This is a genomic window from Azospirillum sp. UENF 112521, from assembly GCF_058780665.1.
Window position 1 is genome coordinate 351924 of the sequence record NZ_JBSNCI010000002.1, and the last position, 16780, is coordinate 368703.

The window sequence follows — 16780 nt, forward strand, 5'->3', positions numbered from 1 at the left end:
GGAACGGTCATGAGCGACAACCGCGAGATCCTCGACCTCGCCAACCGGTTCGAGTCGATCGCCACCGACGGGTTCGAGGGGCGACCCTACCGGCCGGCACTGGCCGCACTTGCCACCGGCTTGCGGGAGCGGCCGGGGATGGCCCCGCGGGTCGCGCATGCCCTTGGCATCATGATCCAGCTGATCGACGAGAGCGACCCGGAGGGGCGGTTCGCCGCCAAGGTCGCCATCCTGCGCGAGGCGGTGGGAATGCTGAGCGACGCCTGAAAGCCAGGGCTTGAGTGGAGCGCAGGGCAGGCATGCGTCACGCCGGAGACACGCGGCCCGTCATGGGGGCGATGACACTCCAGACGAGGATGAACACCATGGCTTTCCGTTTCACCGTCGCTGCCGACACTCCGTCCCTGTTCGCCACGCTGTATGCCGCCTCCAAGGCCATCCGCAGCAGCGGCCTGCCGACCGGGCTGGTCCACCTGATCGACCTGCGCGTGTCGCAGATCAACGGCTGCGCCTATTGCATCGACATGCACAGCAAGGAAGCCCGTCACGACGGCCAGTCCGAAGAGCGCATCGCCGCCCTTGCCGGGTGGGAGCGGTCGGACCTTTTCCTGCCGGACGAGCGCGCCGCCTTCGCCTGGGCGGAGGTGCTGACCCGCACCGAGCATGACCGCATCGATGAGGCGTACCGGGAACTGCAACGCCATTTCAACGCCGAGCAGATCGCCCAGTTGACGGTAACGGCGGCGCAGATCAATGCCTGGAACCGCATCGGCATCGCCCAGCATATCGAGGGCACCGCCATCGGGATGGCGGCGTGACGGCGCTGGCCGACCCGGACACCGCGCTCGCCGCCTTCGCGGGCGAGCGGGCGCGGCTGCGCGCCCTGGCCTACCGGCTGCTCGGCTCGGTGGCCGAGGCGGAAGACACGGTGCAGGACGCCTGGCTGCGCTGGTCGGCCGTGGCGCCCGGCAGCGTCGGGTCGGCCCCCGCCTATCTCACCACCCTGGTGACGCGGCTGGCGCTCGACCGGCTGCGGTCCGCCCGGGTGGCGCGGGAGCGCTATTACGGGCTGTGGCTGCCCGAACCGGAGGTCGCCGGCTGGGATTCGGAGCCGGAGGACGGCATGGAGCCCGAGTCGGTGCCGCTGGCGATGCTGCTGCTGCTGGAACGGCTGGCGCCGGACCAGCGGGCGGTCTTCGTCCTGCGCGAGGCGATGGACCTCGATTACGCGGAGATCGCGGCGATGCTCGGCAAGTCGGTGGAGGCCTGCCGCCAGATCATGCGGCGCGCCCGCGCCAGACTGGCCGAGCCCGCCGCCTGGGGCCAGCCGGCCGCCGCGGATGCCGGGCGGCGCCTGGCCGATGCCTTCGCCGAGGCCAGCGTCCGGCGCGACTATGCCGCCATCGTCGCCCTGCTGTCCGACGACGCCCAATGGCTGAGCGACGGCGGCGGGATGGTGCGGACGGCGGTCAACCCGCTGTTCGGCGCCGACCGCATCGCCCGCTTCCTGATCGGCGTCCAGCGCAAGCGCGGCATCAGCTTCGGCTTCGTCCCGGTGCGGGTGAATGGCGGGCCGGGGCTGCTGGCCGAGCTGGGCGGGGCGTTCCGCAGCGTCCTGGCCTTCGACATCGCCCCCTGCGGCGGCACCGGCAACAGGATCCTGCGGGTCTATCAGATCGCCAACCCGGAAAAGCTGGAGCGCGTTGCCGGCTTTTATAGCTCGGTGCGTTTAATATGAAACGCACCGAGCTATAGCTTTATATTTAACGATCGGATTCACGCTTCAAATCGATCCCGATTTTACGCGATCCGATCTAAACCGTCGCCTCGTCCAGCCAGCGGTCAAGCGCGGTCAGATCGACCGGACGGGGCAGGATGGGGAAGGGCAGGTTCGGCATGCGCGGGCCGGTCATCAGGATGCGGGTCTGCGGATAAAGCATCGCCGCCAGCGCCGCGGCGCGGTCGCCGTCGTCGCCCTCATGGTCGAGCGGAAGCAGCGCCACGGCCGGCGCCTCCGCACCGATGATGGTCAGCGCCTCCAGCGCGTCGTCGGTCTGCGAGACCTGAAAGCCGCGGCCGGACAGATGGCCGGCCAGCGCCTCGCGCTGGACGCGGTCGGCATCGGCAATCACCGCACGGCGTCCGCCGTAACCCGGCATCCGGATGTCGGCTTCGATGCTGAAAGCCACGGTTCTCCTCCGTCCATCATGTTTTTGTTATGGACGGACGGAGTATGCGGGCGGGCGCCGGGGTTGTAAACGCCTGCTACCTGCGGTTCGACCTTCGTCGAATGCGGACCACTTCGCCCTTGTGCATCAGCGCCAGCATCGGCAGGTCGCTGGGATGGTTGCCATAGCCCCAGGTGGCGGCGACCGGGCCATGGCCGGCGATCCAGCCGGTCACCCGCTCCGCCTTGTCCAGCCGCACGCAGTTGGCGGTGCTGAGCCGTCCGGTCAGCCTGCCGTCCACCACCTCCATGCCGGTCGCCAGCAGATCGTCCACCTCCAGCCCGCGCAGCAGCGCCGGCATGTAGAGGTCGAGCGCGCCGGTGGCGACCACCACGCGGCGGCCCTGGCGGCGATGCTCGGTCAGCACGTCCAGCATCGGCTGGTGCCAGCGCACGCGCGGCACCATGCGTTCGGCCGCGGCCAGCGCGTCGGCCACCGGCAGCCCGTGCAGCGTGCGCTTCAGGTAGATCGCCTTGACCGAGCCCGGAAAGTCGCAGCCCGGCCCGCGGCCGCGGACATGGCGGTGCAGGGCAGAGCGGATGGCATCGGCCAGCGCCAGGGCAGCACGGCGCCGGCCGATCACCTCGCCGACGAACATCGGCAGGCTGTCGCCATGGATCAGCGTCCCGTCGAAGTCGAAGAAGGCGACGCCGGCCGGCCCGGAGACCTGCGAGTCCGGCATCGCCGCCAGGATCGACTCCGGCGTTGCCGTCGGCAGAGGCAGGGGCAGTGCGATGCCGGCTTGAGGCTCCAGGCCGGGCGGCGGGGATGACGTCGTTTGCATGACCGCAGTTATCCGGCCGCCACAGGGCGGCGGGCAAGGAGTTTCAGGTCGACATCGAGGAAGACCTGACCCGATGCGGAGGCGGATGGCGCGTCCGGGTCAATGCAGCATGGTCGGCCCGCAGGGCACCTCGAACAGCGGTCCGTCCTCGGAGCCGTCCTCGGAGCCGTCGTCCTGCCCGGTGCCGTCGTCGGCTTCCTCCAGCTGGGCGATCAGGTCGCCTGACGCTTCCTCCAGCCCGGCCTTGACGGCGATCAGCAGGTTGATGATCTCACCATTGTCCTGCTCCAGGCTGCGGACCCGTTCCTCCAGCCGGTCGATGCGGCGCATCAGCAGATCCGACAGGCGGTCGAGCCGTTCCAGGACGGGGTCGGGGGTCGGGGAGGCGGGCCCGGCGGTGCTCGGCGGGCTCTCGGGCCGGGTGTGGGGGGGCTGCCCCTGGCGGTTGTTGGGACGGTCATCCATGGTGAGGCCGGTTCCGGTCTGTTTTGAGGTTTGCTCCTCGCCTAACCTTGGGCCAGCGCCCCGCAAGGTCCAGACCGGCACCCGATGCACCCCGCAAGCGATGATCGCCTGACCCACCCGTCATGCGGGTGGCGATTCCGGATGGTGGCGACGTCAGCCGCCACCCCTTGTGCGTATCGGAAATGAGTTCCGTATATAGTTAAGACTCAGATTTGTCGGCACGGCGTTTGCGCGGGACGCCGTACAGTTCCAACCGATGGCCGATCAGGTCATAGCCCAACTCGCGGGCTATGCTTTCCTTCAGCCGTTCCATTTCATCGTTGGTGAACTCGATGACTTCACCTGAGTCGACGTCGATCAGATGATGGTGATGATCGGTTCTGGTTTCTTCGTAACGGGCGCGGCCGTCGCCGAAATCGAGCCGGTCGATGACATGCGCCTCCTCGAACAGCCGCATCGTCCGGTAGACGGTGGCGATGGAGATGCGCGGGTCGATGGCGGATGCACGGCGATGCACCTCCTCCACATCGGGATGGTCCGTCGCCTCCGACAGCACGCGCGAGATCACGCGGCGCTGGTCGGTCATCTTCAATCCCTTCTTCACGCACAGTTCTTCGAGGCGCGAGGGCATGGACATCCCCTGTAATCCTGTCTTCGTTCGACGGGCGGCGGTTCGCCCCTCCGGTCTCCCTGATGCCCGGAACGCCAGCGGAAAGAGCCGGCAACGGAGGCGATCGTTCAGTTCGCCCCGGCCAGCCGTTCGCGGCACCCCGAATACCCGACCATCATACTGTGTTTCGCAGACATTCTCAAACACCCACGTTCCCGCCGGACGGCCGAGCGGAGGAGGCTTTTTTGGCCAAGGGCATAATACTTTCAGGCTATTGGGCGATGCCGCCATGGAGCGGGTCGGAAACCAATTGCTCATAATCCGCTGCTAGGTTTTCCCCCAAGGCAGCGCCGTCCGATCCGGGGCGGCGCGCCTGCCGGACATCCACCGGGCCCGACAATGCCCGACAGGAGGGAGGGAAGCCGCAGTGACGCCGTTCGATTTCCCGCCTTCCACCTCTTCGTTCACGGCGGAGCCGCATATGGACGAACCCGCCTTCACAGCGGCCGGTTTGGCCGTTCCGGTCGCTCCGCTCTCCTCCTCGCAGGATTGCGCCACCGCCCTTGCCCGGTTCCAGCGCCAGCCGGAGCTTGCCGCCCTGCCGGTGGTCGACGGCGACGGCCGTGTCGCCGGACTGCTGGAGCGCGGCCGGCTGCTGCCGGACGGCAGCGGAGAGGGGGGCGGCATGCAATCGGTCACCGAGCTGATGGACCCGCATCCGCTGCTGATCGACGGCGCTACTCCGCTGGCGGAGATCGGGCGGCGGCTGGCGCGGCTGAAGCCGGCGGCGCTGGTGACCGGCTTCCTGGTGGTGGAGCAGGACCGCTATCTGGGCGTCGGCACGGTCACCGGGCTGATGGCGCGCTCCGCCGAACAGACGGAACTGCGCGCCCGCCAGCTGGACGAGGCGCGCCGGCAGGCCGAGCAGGCGATCCGCGCCAAGACCGCCTTCCTCGCCAACATGAGCCACGAGATCCGCACGCCGCTGACGGCGATGATGGGTTTCGCCGAACTGCTGGAGCAGGAGGTGCTGGGACCGCACGCCATTCCGCTCTATCGCGAATATGCCCGCGACATCGCCGAAAGCGGCCGGCACCTGATGGAGCTGATCAACGACCTGCTCGACCTGTCGAAGGCCGATGCCGACCGGCTGGAGCTGGTGGACGGGACGGTGGATGTGGTGCGGGTGGCGATCGGCACGGCGCGGCTGCTGGCCGAACGGGCCGCGCGCCATGGCGTCAGCATCGCCACCGCGGTCCCGCTGGACCTGCCGCCGCTGCGGGCGGATGAGCGCAAGCTGCGCCAGATGCTGTTGAACCTGCTGTCCAACGCGGTGAAGTTCACGCCGGCCGACGGGATCGTGACGCTGCGCGGCCGCGTGGCGGCGGACGGTACGCTCTGGCTGTCGGTGCACGACACCGGCATCGGCATGACCGGGGAGGAGCTGGCCAAGGCGCTGGAGCCCTGGGGGCAGGTGGACAGTGCGCTGGCCCGCAGCCAGGTCGGCACCGGTCTCGGACTGCCCCTGACCAAGCGGCTGATCGAGCTGCATGGCGGCCGGCTGGACGTGGTCAGCCGCCGCGACGAGGGCACCACCATCTCGCTGGTCTTCCCGCCCCGGCGGGTGGGGCGGGGGGAAGCGGAAGGTAGAACGGAAAAGCCCCCCGTCTCCGGAGAGAGGGGGGCTTTCCTTCAGACTTTCCCGGTGCAGGCGACCCTTACGCCAGCCCCTTCTCCATCGCGCTCGCCAGACGGCGGGCGAAGGCGGCGGGGTCGGGCAGGGGCTCGCCCTCGACGATGCGGGCCTGGTCGAGCAGCAGCCAGGCCGCATCCTCCAGCGCGTCGGTGGCGCCGCTGCCCTTGGCCCGGTCGGCCAGCCGCTTGATCAGGGCGTGCGACGGGTTGATCTCCAGGATGCGCTTGCCGACCTCGCCGTTCAGCTGCTTGTGCTGCTTCAGCAGGCGCTCCAAGTGCATGTCCATGTCGTTGTCGTCGGCCACCAGACAGACGGCGCTGTCGGTCAGGCGTTCGGACTTGCGGACATCCTTCACCGCGTCGGACAGGGTCAGCTTCAGCAGGGCCAGCAGGTCGGTCAGCTCGCCTTCCGGGGTCTTCTCCTCCGGCTTCTCGGTCTCCTCGCCCTTGATCTTGCCGAGATCGGCGCCGCCGCGGGTCACCGACTTGAACGGCTTGCCCTCATAGACGCCGACCGACGGCATCCAGAACTCGTCGACCGGATCGGTCAGCAGCAGGACCTCGACGCCCTTGGCCCTGAAGCCTTCCAGCTGCGGGCTGCGCAGCAGGGTGTCGATGTCGTCGCCGCTGATGGTGAAGATGGCGTCCTGGCCCTCCTTCATGCGGGCGACATACTGCTCCAGCGAGACGAGATCCTCGCCGGCGGTGGTGCGGAAGCGCAGCAGCTTCAGCAGCTCGTCCCGGTGCTCGTAGTCCTCATAGAGGCCTTCCTTCAGCACCGCGCCGAAGTTTTCCCAGAAGCTGTCGTACTCGGCGGCGTTCTCGCTGTCCTTGGCCTTCTTCGACAGCTCCGACAGGACGCGCCGCGTGATGCCGGCCTTGATCTTGGCCAGCATCGGGTTGTGCTGCAGCATCTCGCGGCTGATGTTCAGCGGCAGATCCTCGCTGTCGACCACGCCGCGCAGGAAGCGCAGGTAGGGCGGGATCAGCCCTTCCGCCGCGTCGGTGATGAAGACGCGCTTGACGTACAGCTTCACCCGGTGGGCGCGCTTGGGGTCGAACAGGTCGAAGGGCTTGGTCGAGGGCACATAGAGCAGGTTGGTGTATTCCAGCGCCCCTTCCGCCCGCCAGTGCAGGGTCAGCCACGGATCGTCGAAGGCGTGGCCGACATGGTGGTAGAATTCCTTGTACTGGTCGGCGGTGATCTCCGACTTCGACCGGGTCCACAGTGCCGACGCGCTGTTCAGCGCCTTGGCCTCCTCGCCCTCGCCGAACAGGATCGGAATGGCGATGTGGTCGGAGTATTTGCGGACGATGCCGCCGAGACGGGCCTCGTCGAGATATTCGTCGTCGCCCGCACGCAGGTGCAGGACGATCTGCGTGCCGCGCGGCAGGCCGTCGGCCTCGGCGATGGTGAATTCACCCTTGCCGTCGGACTCCCAGCGCCAGCCGGTGGCCTCGCCGGCCTTGCGGGTCAGCACGGTGACCTTGTCGGCGGCCATGAAGGCGGAATAGAAGCCGACGCCGAACTGGCCGATCAGGTTGACGTCCTTCTTGCCGTCGCCCTTCTCGGCCCCTTCCAGCGACTTCATGAAGGCGGCGGTGCCGGAACGGGCGATGGTGCCGAGATTCTCGACCAGATCGTCGCGGTTCATGCCGATGCCGTTGTCGGCGACGGTCAGGGTCCGCGCGTCCTTGTCGACCAGCAGGCGGACCTTGAGGTTCGGATCGTCGGCCGAGAGTTCCGGCTGGGTCAGCGCCGCATAGCGCAGGCGGTCGCAGGCATCCGACGCGTTGGAGACCAGTTCGCGCAGGAACACTTCCTTCTCGCTGTAGAGCGAGTGGGCGACGATGTCGAGCAGACGGCTGACCTCGGCTTGAAAACTGAGCCGTTCCTCGGTCATGGGGGCACCTTCGTTGGTTTTGCACGGGTGGGCGTCAAGACGGCGGAGATATGTGAAAGCGTCCCCGCCGTTCAAGAGGCTTGTGCCATGCAACCGCGGGAGGTGTGCGGCGGGGTGTCGCGGTGAAGGGGCCCAAACCGGCGGTCCCGTCTCCGTCCTCCGGCCTTCATTCCATATGCGGCGATTCGCTGTAGAGCTGTTCCGCCAGTCCCTTCCGGTACATCGCGTCGATCTGCTCGACCGACAGGTCCGCCAATCCCGCCTGGTCCTTCACCACCTGGCCGGGAGACGGCATGTCGCGCGGCACCGACCAATCGTCCGGCTGCCACAGATGCGAGCGGCGCAGCGCCTTGCCGCAATGGAAGAAGGCTTCCCGCACGGACAGGCGGATGGCGGCCTTGGGGGTGCGTCCCTCCTCCCTCAGCCGGTCGAGCAGGGACGGGGCCGTGGTGACGGTGGCGATGCCGTTGACCCGCAGGAAGATGTCCACCCCCGGCACCAGGAACACCAGTCCGCAGCCGCCGTCGGAGGTGAGGATGTTGGTGATCGACGAGAGCTTGTTGTTGCCGGGCCAGTCGGGCAGAGCCAGCGTCTGGCGGTCTTCGGCATGGACGAAGCCCGGACGCCCGCCGCGCGGCGAACAGTCCATCCCGCTTTCCGCCATGGTGGCGACGAAGACCAGCGGGGATTCGGCGACGAAGCGCAGGCAGTGATCGTCCAGAAAGGGAAAGCTCATCTTCACGATGCGCTCGGACGGCATGTCGTAGAGCTGCCTTAGCGCCTCGACCGTGTGGATGCGGTGGGGGTCCATGGGCGTTCCTCTGCTGGGCCGCGGAGCGCGGCGACGGGTAAACTAACGTTGTTAGATTTCACCTAACGGCGTTAGTTTGTCAATCCCGGCAGGAAGAGGCGGACTCAAGGGCCATGCGTGTGCAGCGACAGGACATCATTGATGCTGCGATGATTCTGCTCGACGAGGTCGGGATCGAGGGGCTGACGATGCGGCGTCTCGCCGGGGCTCTGCGGATCCAGGCGCCGTCGCTCTATTGGCATTTCGCCGGCAAGCAGGCGCTCCTCGACGCGATGGCCGACGCCCTGCTGGCGGAGATGAGGCTTCCCGCCGATGCCGGCCTGCCCTGGGACGCGTGGTTGCGGGAGATGGCGACGGAGTTCCGCCGTGCCTTGAAGTCCAGGCGCGACGGGGCGCGGGTCTATGCCGGAACCTTCCCGGTCATGGACAATGTTCTGCGCATCAGCGACCGCACCATCGCGACCCTGCGCGCGGCCGGCGCCGACGAGCGAACGGCGGCGCACATGCTGTTCACGATGCTGTATTTCGTGATCGGCTTCACCATCGAGGAACAGGCGACGCTGCCGCCCCCGGGCGGAAAGGGCGAGGGGATCGACCTGAAACGGGTGGCGCAGCAGCTGACGGCGGAGCAGGAGGCACGCTATCCCCACGCCGCCGCCACGGTGAGGCTGCTCATCGCGGACAATGACGACGACGCCCGCTTCCGGTTCGGTCTGGACCGCCTGATCGACGGGTTGAGGGCTGCCGTTCCTGTTCCCGGCTCCAATCCCCAAAAGAAAGCCCCCGATCCGGGGTTGCCGGAATCGGGGGCTTCGCCGGGCTGAAGCTCGGCGTGCCGTCTGCCGGGCTTACTTCTTCTTCGGCTTCTCCGCCGGGGCCGGAGCCGGGGCGGGTTCGCTGCCGCCGGCCAGCAGGGCGGTCATGTCGGCGCCGTTCAGCAGGAGCTGTCCGGCCTCCGTGATGTCGATCTTGTAGGTGCGGGTGTCGGCCCCGGTGTCGTCCTTGCCGGCCTGGCCCAGGGCCTGCACCATCGCCAGACCGGCGAGCAGATCCTGGGTCTCCTTGTCGGGCTTGGCGCCGGGGGCCGGCTGCATCGCCTTCACCGCGGCGTCGATGCCGCGCAGCAGGACGGTGGCGCCGCCGGTGACGCCGAAGGCGGCCTGGGTCGCGACCTTGACCGCGCCGGTGGCGGTGCCGGCCGTCGCCGGGGTGTCGAGGTTCAGCGCGTCGATGCGCAGCTCGGTCCCGGCTTCGCCCATCGCGGCCATCGCCTGCTGCATGACCACGTCCGCCGAGGGCGACGCGGGTGCTGCCGCCTTGGGCTTGGCGCCCTTCTTCGCCGGCGGGGCCTCTTCAGCCTCGGCGGACTTGGCCAGCTCGGTGAAGGCCTTCCACAGGGCGCTGTTCGGCAGCTTGGCGACCGACAGCTTCATCTCGAAGGCGCGCGGGGTGAAGGCGACCGGGGCCGGCGACGGCGTCATGGTGAAGTCGCGCGCCTCGATGCCCATGCTGACGGCGGACATCGCCTGGTCGAGATCGGTCAGGCCGCTGCGGAAGGCGAGATGGCCGAGAGCCACCGCGGTGCCGTCCTCCGGATTGACGAAGGACAGGTTGGACAGGCGCATCGCGCCGCTGATGCCGCCGAACATGCCCTGCAGCTTCGGCAGCAGTTCGGAGCTGGTCGGTGCCACACCCTTGGCGGCGGTCTGTTCGGACAGCTTCTGCAGCGCGCTGACCTTGGTCAGGTCGACGCGGGTGTAGGTCGCCTCGCTGGTGACGCCGCCGATCTTGAACAGCTCCTTGTTCTTGTCGTCCTGCACCGAGAGGCCGCCGAAGGCGAAGGCGGCCGGGCCGCTCCACAGGGTGGCGCCGTTGGTCCCGGTCTCCGGCTTCAGATCCTGCACCATGGTCATGGTGGCGATGGAGACCTTGCCCTTGCCGTTGGCGGCGGTGACCGCCAGGTCGTTGAAGGCGCCGTCGACCGTCAGCAGCGTCTCCAGCGCACCCGACCAGGTGCTGGTGAAGGACTGCTTGCCGATGGTGATGGTGGCGGCATCGACATAGTCGTCGTTGTCGTCGAGGTTCTGCACCTTCATGGCGCTGGGCAGCGTGATCGACACGCCGTACTGGCTGTCGTCCTTCGGCGTCACCGCCAGCAGGATGGTGCCGATGTCGAACAGGGTGCCTTCCGCATCCTCGGCCGACAGGCGCGGCAGGGCGACGTCGTAATGGTCGCCGGCCGGCTTGACCGTCGGTTCGCCCTCCCATTCGAAGCCGATGCCCTCGCCATCCTCGGCGGGCGGCGGGAACCAGCGGGGCAGATCCTTCTTCAGCGACGCGGCGAGCGCCTTGGCGCCGGCATCGTCGACGGCCGGTGCCGCCTGGGCAGGCGACCAGCCGGCCACCAGAGCCAGCATGCCGCCGGCGATCAGGGCGGGCCTGAGGGAACGGACCGGCAGGGCCGGAGCGGGCGAAGAAAGGCGGAGACGCATCGAGCAACTACTCCCAACTACGATTTAGGGAGCACGTTAATCTTGATACGCTCGGCCGGTCCATGCCCCTCTTGGGCGAAATCCAAACAGGATATTAAAAATCCAGGTCGGCATAGTGCTTGGGCGGTGGGCAGCCGGTGATGTTGTCGGCCAGCAGCGCGCGGAAGCTGGGGCGCGACTTGATCCGGGCGTACCAGTCCTTGGCCTCCGGGCTGCGGTCCCACGGCACGTTGTCGATATAGTCGAGGCAGGACAGCTGCACCGCGGCGGCGATGTCCGCCAGGGTGAAGGACGACCCGGCCAGCCAGGGCCGGCGCTCCGACAGGAAGGCGATGTAGTCGAGATGGTAGGTGACGTTGGCCAGCCCGGCGCGAATCGCCGGCGCGAAGGGGTGGCCCTGGCCGGACAGCCGCTTGATCAGCTTTTCGCCGACGAGGTTTTCCGCCACCTCGCGCTCGAACTTGTGGAGGAACCAGTCGGCGACCCGCCGCACCTCGGCCCGCGCCGCGATCTCGCGCGGCAGCAGGGGGGTGTCGGGATAGGCCTCCTCCAGATATTCGATGACGGCGAGGCCGCCGGCGACGACCGTCCCGTCCTCCTCCACCAGCACCGGAACCTCGGCGGCCGGGTTCAGCTTCAGGAAGTCGGTCCGCCGTTCCCACGGCCTTTCGACCACGGGTTCAAAGGGCAGGCCCTTCTCGGCGAGCATCACGCGCGCTGTGCGCGACAGGGCGTGGATCGGGTGGTGGTACAGGGTTCGCATGGCGGCGGGACTTTACCGCAACGCGGCAAGCGAAAACAGCCCGCGCATCCGAGCCAAATCGTCTCGTTGGAGGAAGTTCCGCGGGGCAAGCGGGAAGGCGAGGGGAGCGGCCATCTACCCCGCCCGCGACAGGCGGTAGAGCACCAGCGCGTCGGGCTGGTTCGACGCTTCGCCGACCGGCATCCAGCCGTTGCGCTCGTAGAAGGCGCGGGCGTCGGCGTTGCGGGCGGCGCAGGCCAGCTCGGCCGGGCCGGCGGCGCCCTGCAGCAGTCCCAGCGCCTCGCGCAGCAGGGCCGATCCGATGCCGCGCTTGCGCCAGCCGGGGTCGATGAACAGGTTGTGGATGATGCCGGCCTTTGGATCGAGCGAGACGAAGCCGACCACCGTCCCGTCCGTCTCGGCCACCAGCACCGAATCCTCGCGGACGCAGTCGTAATAATCGTCCAGCCCGAACCGGTCGGCGGGCTGCCAGGAGAAGGCCTGGCGGCGGCCGTGCAGGAAAATCTCGGCACAGCGGGCGGAGTCGGCGTCGCGGGCGGAACGGATCGCGATGCGCACCCCTTCGCCGGCCGTCATGCCTGTCTCCTTCCGTCCGTTGCGCCCGATCGCGCGGATCAACCGGATACCGGTCAGATTATTCCACAGGAAGGGCGTGCGGAAACGGTCCTTTCGTCCTGTCCGGCCAGTTGGCGACCAACGGGCGATCGGTTGGCGATCAGCCGGCGGTCAGCGCTGGGGCTTGTCTTCGCTGCTTTTCCCGGTGGCGCTCTTCTCGGCAGGAGGAGTCCCGTTCCCTGCCTTGTCCCCGGCGGCGGGGGGCGTGTCGGCCGCGCCGGCCGGCGGACGGGCAGGCTCGTTGGCGGCGCTGCCGAGCAGGCCGGCCTCGCGGTAGAAGCGCTCCGCCCCCGGATGCAGGGGAACCGAGACGTTGGCGACCGCGCGGGCGGGATCGAAATTGCGGCCCTGCGGATGCCCGTCGGCCAGGACGCGGCGGGTGTTCTCGTGCCACAGCGCGCGGACGACGCCATAGATCAGGTCGGGGTCGCGGTCGGCGCGGGTCAGCAGCTCCGCCCCCAGGCTCAGCGTCGGGGTGGGGGCGCTGCCGGGATAGGCGTTGGCCGGGATTTCCTGCTCGATGTAGAAGCGCTGGCCGCGCAGCAGCCGGTCGGCCGGCTCGCCGTCCAGCGGCACCAGACGGATCGGCACCCGCGCCGCCACGTCGCTGACCGCCGCCACCGGATAGCCGCCGACCATGAAGAAGCCGTCCAGTTCGCCCTTCGCCAGCCGGTCGGCCGCGGTGCCGGGCTTCAGGTAGAGCGGCGTGATCGTGCTTTCCGACAGTCCGTAGGCGTCCAGGATCAGCCGCGCCTCGACCAGAGTGCCGGAGCCTTCCTCGCCGACAGAGATGCTGCGGCCCTTCAGGTCGGCCATGCGGTCGATGAAGCCGTCGGAGCGGACGACGATCTGGATCGCCTCCGCATAGAGCATGCCGAGCGAGCGCAGCTCGGTGAAGGGGCGCTTGCCGGTGAAGCTGCCGGTGCCGCTGTAGGCCCAATAGGCGACGTCGGCCTGGGCGAACCCGGCCTCCACCGTGCCCGCCCGCAGCATCTCGACATTGTCGACCGAGCCGTTGCTGGCCTGCGCCACCACGATCAGGCCGGGGATGCCGCAGCTTCCGCCCTTGTCGCAGGGGCGCGAGCCCGGCGGGTTGGAGATGGCGTTGGCGATCAGCCCGCCGATCGGAAAATAGGTGCCGGAGGTGGTGCCGGTGCCGATGCGGAAATAGCGCAGATCCTGGGCGGTGGCCGGATTTCCAAGCAATCCGCCGCCCGGCAACGGGGCCAGGGCCACGCCTCCCATCAGCCCGCCCAGCAGATGGCGGCGGGTCAGGCCGAGGTGAGTCAGGCCGAGGTGAGGCAGGGGAGCCGCATCGGGATGCGGCCCGGCTCCCGGAGAGCGGAGCCCCGGTGAGGGTGGGCAGGCTTTGGCGGCTGCGCGGGACACCGGATCGTTCCGTTCGTCTGGCCCGTGCCTCCCAAGCGGGACGGGCGGGGAGGGGAGGTCGTGCCTTCAAAGATTTCCGCGCACCCCTGTCATTTCAAGGCGCATCCGGTCAAATCACGCCGACGAGGTCGAGAACGCCGGCGACTGCTACCGCACCGCCACACAAACGCACGGCCCGGTCCGACTCGGCCTGCGTCACCGCAATCGACAGACCCAGCCCGCCGCAGGCGACCAGCATCAACCCTGACGCGAAACCGGCCCAGTAGAGCGGCGGTCCCTGATGTGCATGGCCGTGGAACACCGCGGCGACCGCGGCGATCAGCACCGCCACCACCGCCGGCGCGCGCACCCCCAGCGCCACCAGCGACCCGACCACCACCAGCGAGGCGGCCAGTCCCGGCGCGGCATAGGGCAGCCGCACGCCCATCTGGGCGGCGAAGCCCGCCGCCAGCGCGGCGGTCACCGCGGCGGCCGGCACCTGCCACACCGCGGTGCCGCCGGCTTGTCCGGCCCACAGGCCGATGCCGAGGATGCCCAGCAGATGCTGCAGCACCCACACCGGCGTGGTCAGCCCGTTGCCGAAGGCCCCCGTCACCGTCGTCATGCGCCCGCATCCCCCCGTCCGTTCAGCTGTCTGTCCAGCTCCAGCTGCCGGTATGGCGGCTGAGCGGGGGCGGGGTCAAGCCGTCAGGACCGGCGCTGCCGGGGCGCGCAGGGTGGCCGCTACCGTGCCAGCGGGTCGCCGAACTGGCGCAGGTCGTTCTCGCGCCGCATCAGGTCGCGCTGGCCCAGCGGGTCGAGCCGGCCCATGGCGTCGTCGGTCCGCATGCGGTCGACCTCCGGCCTGATCAGGTCGCGCTTGAAGGCGTCGGTGGCGCTCTGGGACGAGGGCGGGGGCGGCACCGGGATCGGGCGCGGCGGCTGGGGCAGGGCGGCCGGGTCGGGCGGCGGCGACGAACTGCCGCGGCGGCGTTTCGGCGGCGGCTGGTCGGTGCCGTCCGGGTCGCGGCGCATCTGCCGGTCGTCGCTCTGGCTGTCGCTGGTTTTGCGGGACTGTGCCGTGGCGGCGGACCTGGAGCCGGTCCGCGACTGCTCCGCCTGGATCTGGCTCCAGGTTCTTCGCTCGCCCCCGCCGGGAACGACCGTCTGGTTGTAGACGGGTGGAAAGGCCTGGGCGCGGCCGGGATTGTCGTCGCGCAGGTCCGTCGGCGCGCAGGCGCTTGTCGCCAGCAGGAGAAGGAGCGGCGTCAGTCGAATGGCGAGCGATGGGAGAGGTGGGGTCATTGATGGAATGTCGGCATTGCTGATCGTTTCGGCAAGATGACCCCAAAGGAGGGACTCCCCTTGCAGCCAAGCCGGCGCTAAGATGTTCTTTGTTTGTTCCTGATTGTCGGGTTTCTTATGACGCATCCCCCTCCCCACCCGCCCTTGTCCCCCTCTCCCCCCGGGGAGAGGATCGGGGGAGAGGGGATTGTTCCGCCGGGCGGAGAGACCCAAGCGCCGCATCCTCGCTTTGTGGCTGCCGCGCCTGCCGACCGACGCGCGGGAACGGCTCATGCCGCCGGAGTTGCGCGCACGCCCCTTCGTCCTGCTGCGGACGGAGCGCCAGCGGCGGGTGGTGGTCGCGGTCAACCGGGCGGCGGCGATGCTGGGCATCGCTCCCGGCCATACCCTCAGCGATGCCCGTGCGCTGGAACCGGCGCTGGAGGTGGCGGAGGCGACGCCGGAGGCCGATGCGGCCCTGCTCGGCCGCATCGCCGACTGGGCGCGGCGCTACAGCCCCTGGACCGCGGCGGACGAGCCGGACGGGGTGGTGATCGACATCACCGGCTGCGCCCATCTCTTTGAGGGCGAGCCGGCGCTGGCCGCCGACCTCACCGGCCGGCTGCGCGCCGCCGGTTTCGCCGCCCGCGCCGCCATCGCCGACACCCCGGCCGCCGCCTGGGGGCTGGTGCGGTTCGGCAGTCCGGAGCAGCGGCGTCGCGAGGCGTTGGATGGTCTGCCGCTCGCCGCCCTGCGGCTGCCGGCGGAGATTGTGGAGGGGCTGCACGCGCTGGGCCTGCGCCGGATCGGCGACCTGCATGCCATGCCGCGGGCGGGGCTGGCGGCGCGGTTCGGAGCCAGGTTGATGCAACGGTACGATCAGGCCTTCGGCCGGCTGGACGAGCCGATCTCCCCGCGCCGGCCGGTGCCGGACCATCGCGAGCGCCTGACCTTCGCCGAGCCGATCGCCACGCCCGAATCGATTGCCGGGGCGCTGCGCCATCTGCTGGGGAGGCTATGCAAGGGGCTGGAGGCGGCAGGGCAGGGGGCGCGCCGGCTGCGGCTGGACGCCCACCGCACCGACCAGCGGGTGGACGACGACCCGCAGAGCCTGACGCTCGGCACCAGCCGCCCGGCGCGCGACCCGGCGGCGCTTGCCCGGCTGTTCGCCCCTCTGCTGGAACGGATCGAGCCGGGGCCGGGGCTGGAAACCCTGGTGCTGTCGGCGACGGAGACGGGACCGCTGTCCGCCGTCCAGACCGCAATCGACGGGGAGGAGGGCGGTGAGGAAGGCAATGACGACAAGTTGGCCGAGCTGGTCGACCGGCTGGCGCTGCGGCTGGGGGAACGGGCGGTGCTGCGGCTGGTGCCGCGGGAAAGCTGGCTGCCGGAGCGCTGCGTGGCGCCGCATCCGCCGATGGAGCGCCTGCCGGCGCCGAAGCCTTGGCCGGCCGGGCAGGTGCGCCCCTTGCGCCTGCTGACCCCGCCCGAGCCGGTGGAGGCCACCGCCCCGCTGCCCGACGACCCGCCGCTGCTGTTCGTCTGGCGCGGCGTGCCACACCGTGTGCGCCGGGCCGAGGGGCCGGAGCGGATCGAATGCGAATGGTGGCGCGGGCAAGGATCGCTGGGGCTGGCGGTGCGCGACTACTACCGGGTCGAGGATGACGGCGGCCGGCGCTTCTGGCTGTTCCGCGCCGGCCTGTACCGGCCCGACGAGCCCCCGCGTTGGTTCCTGCACGGGTTCTTGGGGTGAGGCGCCGG

The 16780-nt window shown here is 69.5% G+C and carries 17 protein-coding genes and 1 pseudogene; 6 read left to right on the plus strand and 12 right to left on the minus strand.

The window, feature by feature from the left end; all coding sequences use genetic code 11:
• The first annotated feature begins 9 nt into the window (after nt 1-9).
• The 3 genes from ACWPN8_RS03830 to sigJ all read left to right on the plus strand — a co-directional run bounded on the left by ACWPN8_RS03830 (nt 10) and on the right by sigJ (nt 1738).
• On the plus strand, nt 10-267 hold the full coding sequence (locus ACWPN8_RS03830) for a hypothetical protein (protein WP_109449563.1): 258 nt from the start codon (nt 10-12) through the stop codon (nt 265-267).
• 98 nt (nt 268-365) lie between these two features.
• A complete protein-coding gene (locus tag ACWPN8_RS03835) occupies nt 366-818 on the plus strand; it encodes a carboxymuconolactone decarboxylase family protein (RefSeq protein ID WP_492239955.1) in 453 nt (150 codons plus the stop codon).
• Entirely contained in the window at nt 815-1738 is a 924-nt protein-coding gene (gene sigJ, locus ACWPN8_RS03840) for an RNA polymerase sigma factor SigJ (RefSeq protein ID WP_492239956.1), read from the plus strand. Before ACWPN8_RS03835 ends, sigJ begins: the two co-directional genes overlap by 4 nt.
• Nucleotides 1739-1814: 76 nt before the next feature.
• Here the strand turns inward: sigJ and ACWPN8_RS03845 are convergent, their stop codons facing one another.
• The 4 genes from ACWPN8_RS03845 to ACWPN8_RS03860 all read right to left on the minus strand — a co-directional run bounded on the left by ACWPN8_RS03845 (nt 1815) and on the right by ACWPN8_RS03860 (nt 4108).
• A complete protein-coding gene (locus ACWPN8_RS03845; protein ID WP_492239957.1) occupies nt 1815-2189 on the minus strand; it encodes a response regulator in 375 nt (124 codons plus the stop codon).
• 76 nt (nt 2190-2265) lie between these two features.
• A complete protein-coding gene (locus ACWPN8_RS03850; RefSeq protein ID WP_492239958.1) occupies nt 2266-3012 on the minus strand; it encodes an HAD family hydrolase in 747 nt (248 codons plus the stop codon).
• 99 nt (nt 3013-3111) lie between these two features.
• Complete coding sequence (locus tag ACWPN8_RS03855) at nt 3112-3477, minus strand: hypothetical protein (RefSeq protein ID WP_109449555.1); 366 nt, start codon at nt 3475-3477, stop codon at nt 3112-3114.
• A 199-nt stretch (nt 3478-3676) separates the two neighbouring features.
• Nucleotides 3677-4108: a Fur family transcriptional regulator gene (locus ACWPN8_RS03860; protein ID WP_042701979.1), complete on the minus strand. Its 432-nt coding sequence runs from the start codon at nt 4106-4108 to the stop codon at nt 3677-3679.
• A gap of 460 nt (nt 4109-4568) precedes the next feature.
• On the opposite strand from ACWPN8_RS03860, the pseudogene ACWPN8_RS03865 reads away from it, so the two are divergent.
• Nucleotides 4569-5696, plus strand: a pseudogene (locus ACWPN8_RS03865) (sensor histidine kinase); the annotation flags it as partial.
• A 109-nt stretch (nt 5697-5805) separates the two neighbouring features.
• Here the strand turns inward: ACWPN8_RS03865 and htpG are convergent.
• Both htpG and ACWPN8_RS03875 read right to left on the minus strand, forming a co-directional pair.
• Entirely contained in the window at nt 5806-7686 is a 1881-nt protein-coding gene (htpG, locus tag ACWPN8_RS03870) for a molecular chaperone HtpG (protein WP_109449551.1), read from the minus strand.
• A gap of 166 nt (nt 7687-7852) precedes the next feature.
• A complete protein-coding gene (locus ACWPN8_RS03875; protein WP_492239959.1) occupies nt 7853-8497 on the minus strand; it encodes an MSMEG_1061 family FMN-dependent PPOX-type flavoprotein in 645 nt (214 codons plus the stop codon).
• Between the two features lie 113 nt (nt 8498-8610).
• Here ACWPN8_RS03875 and ACWPN8_RS03880 point away from each other — a divergent pair, with 113 nt between their 5' ends.
• Entirely contained in the window at nt 8611-9321 is a 711-nt protein-coding gene (locus ACWPN8_RS03880; RefSeq protein ID WP_109449546.1) for a TetR/AcrR family transcriptional regulator C-terminal domain-containing protein, read from the plus strand.
• Between the two features lie 24 nt (nt 9322-9345).
• On the opposite strand, the gene ACWPN8_RS03885 is transcribed toward ACWPN8_RS03880, so the two are convergent.
• The 6 genes from ACWPN8_RS03885 to ACWPN8_RS03910 form a co-directional block, all read right to left on the minus strand.
• A complete protein-coding gene (locus tag ACWPN8_RS03885) occupies nt 9346-10989 on the minus strand; it encodes a hypothetical protein (RefSeq protein ID WP_492239960.1) in 1644 nt (547 codons plus the stop codon).
• A gap of 94 nt (nt 10990-11083) precedes the next feature.
• Nucleotides 11084-11752, minus strand: a complete 669-nt coding sequence (locus tag ACWPN8_RS03890; RefSeq protein WP_109449542.1) for a glutathione S-transferase family protein — start codon at nt 11750-11752, stop codon at nt 11084-11086.
• Nucleotides 11753-11866: 114 nt separating this feature from the next.
• Nucleotides 11867-12328 (minus strand): GNAT family N-acetyltransferase, encoded by a 462-nt coding sequence (locus ACWPN8_RS03895; RefSeq protein ID WP_109453048.1) that lies wholly within the window; start codon nt 12326-12328, stop codon nt 11867-11869.
• 150 nt (nt 12329-12478) lie between these two features.
• Nucleotides 12479-13756, minus strand: coding sequence for a TAXI family TRAP transporter solute-binding subunit (locus ACWPN8_RS03900; protein ID WP_492239961.1), 1278 nt, complete (start codon nt 13754-13756; stop codon nt 12479-12481).
• Nucleotides 13757-13865: 109 nt separating this feature from the next.
• On the minus strand, nt 13866-14360 hold the full coding sequence (locus ACWPN8_RS03905) for a HupE/UreJ family protein (protein WP_492239962.1): 495 nt from the start codon (nt 14358-14360) through the stop codon (nt 13866-13868).
• A gap of 119 nt (nt 14361-14479) precedes the next feature.
• Entirely contained in the window at nt 14480-15040 is a 561-nt protein-coding gene (locus ACWPN8_RS03910) for a hypothetical protein (RefSeq protein WP_492239963.1), read from the minus strand.
• A 187-nt stretch (nt 15041-15227) separates the two neighbouring features.
• On the opposite strand from ACWPN8_RS03910, the gene ACWPN8_RS03915 reads away from it, so the two are divergent.
• Complete coding sequence (locus ACWPN8_RS03915; protein WP_492239964.1) at nt 15228-16772, plus strand: Y-family DNA polymerase; 1545 nt, start codon at nt 15228-15230, stop codon at nt 16770-16772.
• Nucleotides 16773-16780: the final 8 nt, after the last annotated feature.

Bases quoted from the DNA above. Each gene is read 5' to 3' on its own strand.
- ACWPN8_RS03830 (WP_109449563.1), top strand. From the start codon at position 10: ATGAGCGACAACCGCGAGATCCTCGACCTCGCCAACCGGTTCGAGTCG.
- ACWPN8_RS03835 (WP_492239955.1), top strand. From the start codon at position 366: ATGGCTTTCCGTTTCACCGTCGCTGCCGACACTCCGTCCCTGTTCGCC.
- ACWPN8_RS03850 (WP_492239958.1), bottom strand. From the start codon at position 3,012: ATGCAAACGACGTCATCCCCGCCGCCCGGCCTGGAGCCTCAAGCCGGC.
- ACWPN8_RS03855 (WP_109449555.1), bottom strand. From the start codon at position 3,477: ATGGATGACCGTCCCAACAACCGCCAGGGGCAGCCCCCCCACACCCGG.
- ACWPN8_RS03860 (WP_042701979.1), bottom strand. From the start codon at position 4,108: ATGCCCTCGCGCCTCGAAGAACTGTGCGTGAAGAAGGGATTGAAGATG.
- htpG (WP_109449551.1), bottom strand. From the start codon at position 7,686: ATGACCGAGGAACGGCTCAGTTTTCAAGCCGAGGTCAGCCGTCTGCTC.
- ACWPN8_RS03875 (WP_492239959.1), bottom strand. From the start codon at position 8,497: ATGGACCCCCACCGCATCCACACGGTCGAGGCGCTAAGGCAGCTCTAC.
- ACWPN8_RS03880 (WP_109449546.1), top strand. From the start codon at position 8,611: ATGCGTGTGCAGCGACAGGACATCATTGATGCTGCGATGATTCTGCTC.
- ACWPN8_RS03885 (WP_492239960.1), bottom strand. From the start codon at position 10,989: ATGCGTCTCCGCCTTTCTTCGCCCGCTCCGGCCCTGCCGGTCCGTTCC.
- ACWPN8_RS03890 (WP_109449542.1), bottom strand. From the start codon at position 11,752: ATGCGAACCCTGTACCACCACCCGATCCACGCCCTGTCGCGCACAGCG.
- ACWPN8_RS03895 (WP_109453048.1), bottom strand. From the start codon at position 12,328: ATGACGGCCGGCGAAGGGGTGCGCATCGCGATCCGTTCCGCCCGCGAC.
- ACWPN8_RS03905 (WP_492239962.1), bottom strand. From the start codon at position 14,360: ATGACGACGGTGACGGGGGCCTTCGGCAACGGGCTGACCACGCCGGTG.
- ACWPN8_RS03910 (WP_492239963.1), bottom strand. From the start codon at position 15,040: ATGACCCCACCTCTCCCATCGCTCGCCATTCGACTGACGCCGCTCCTT.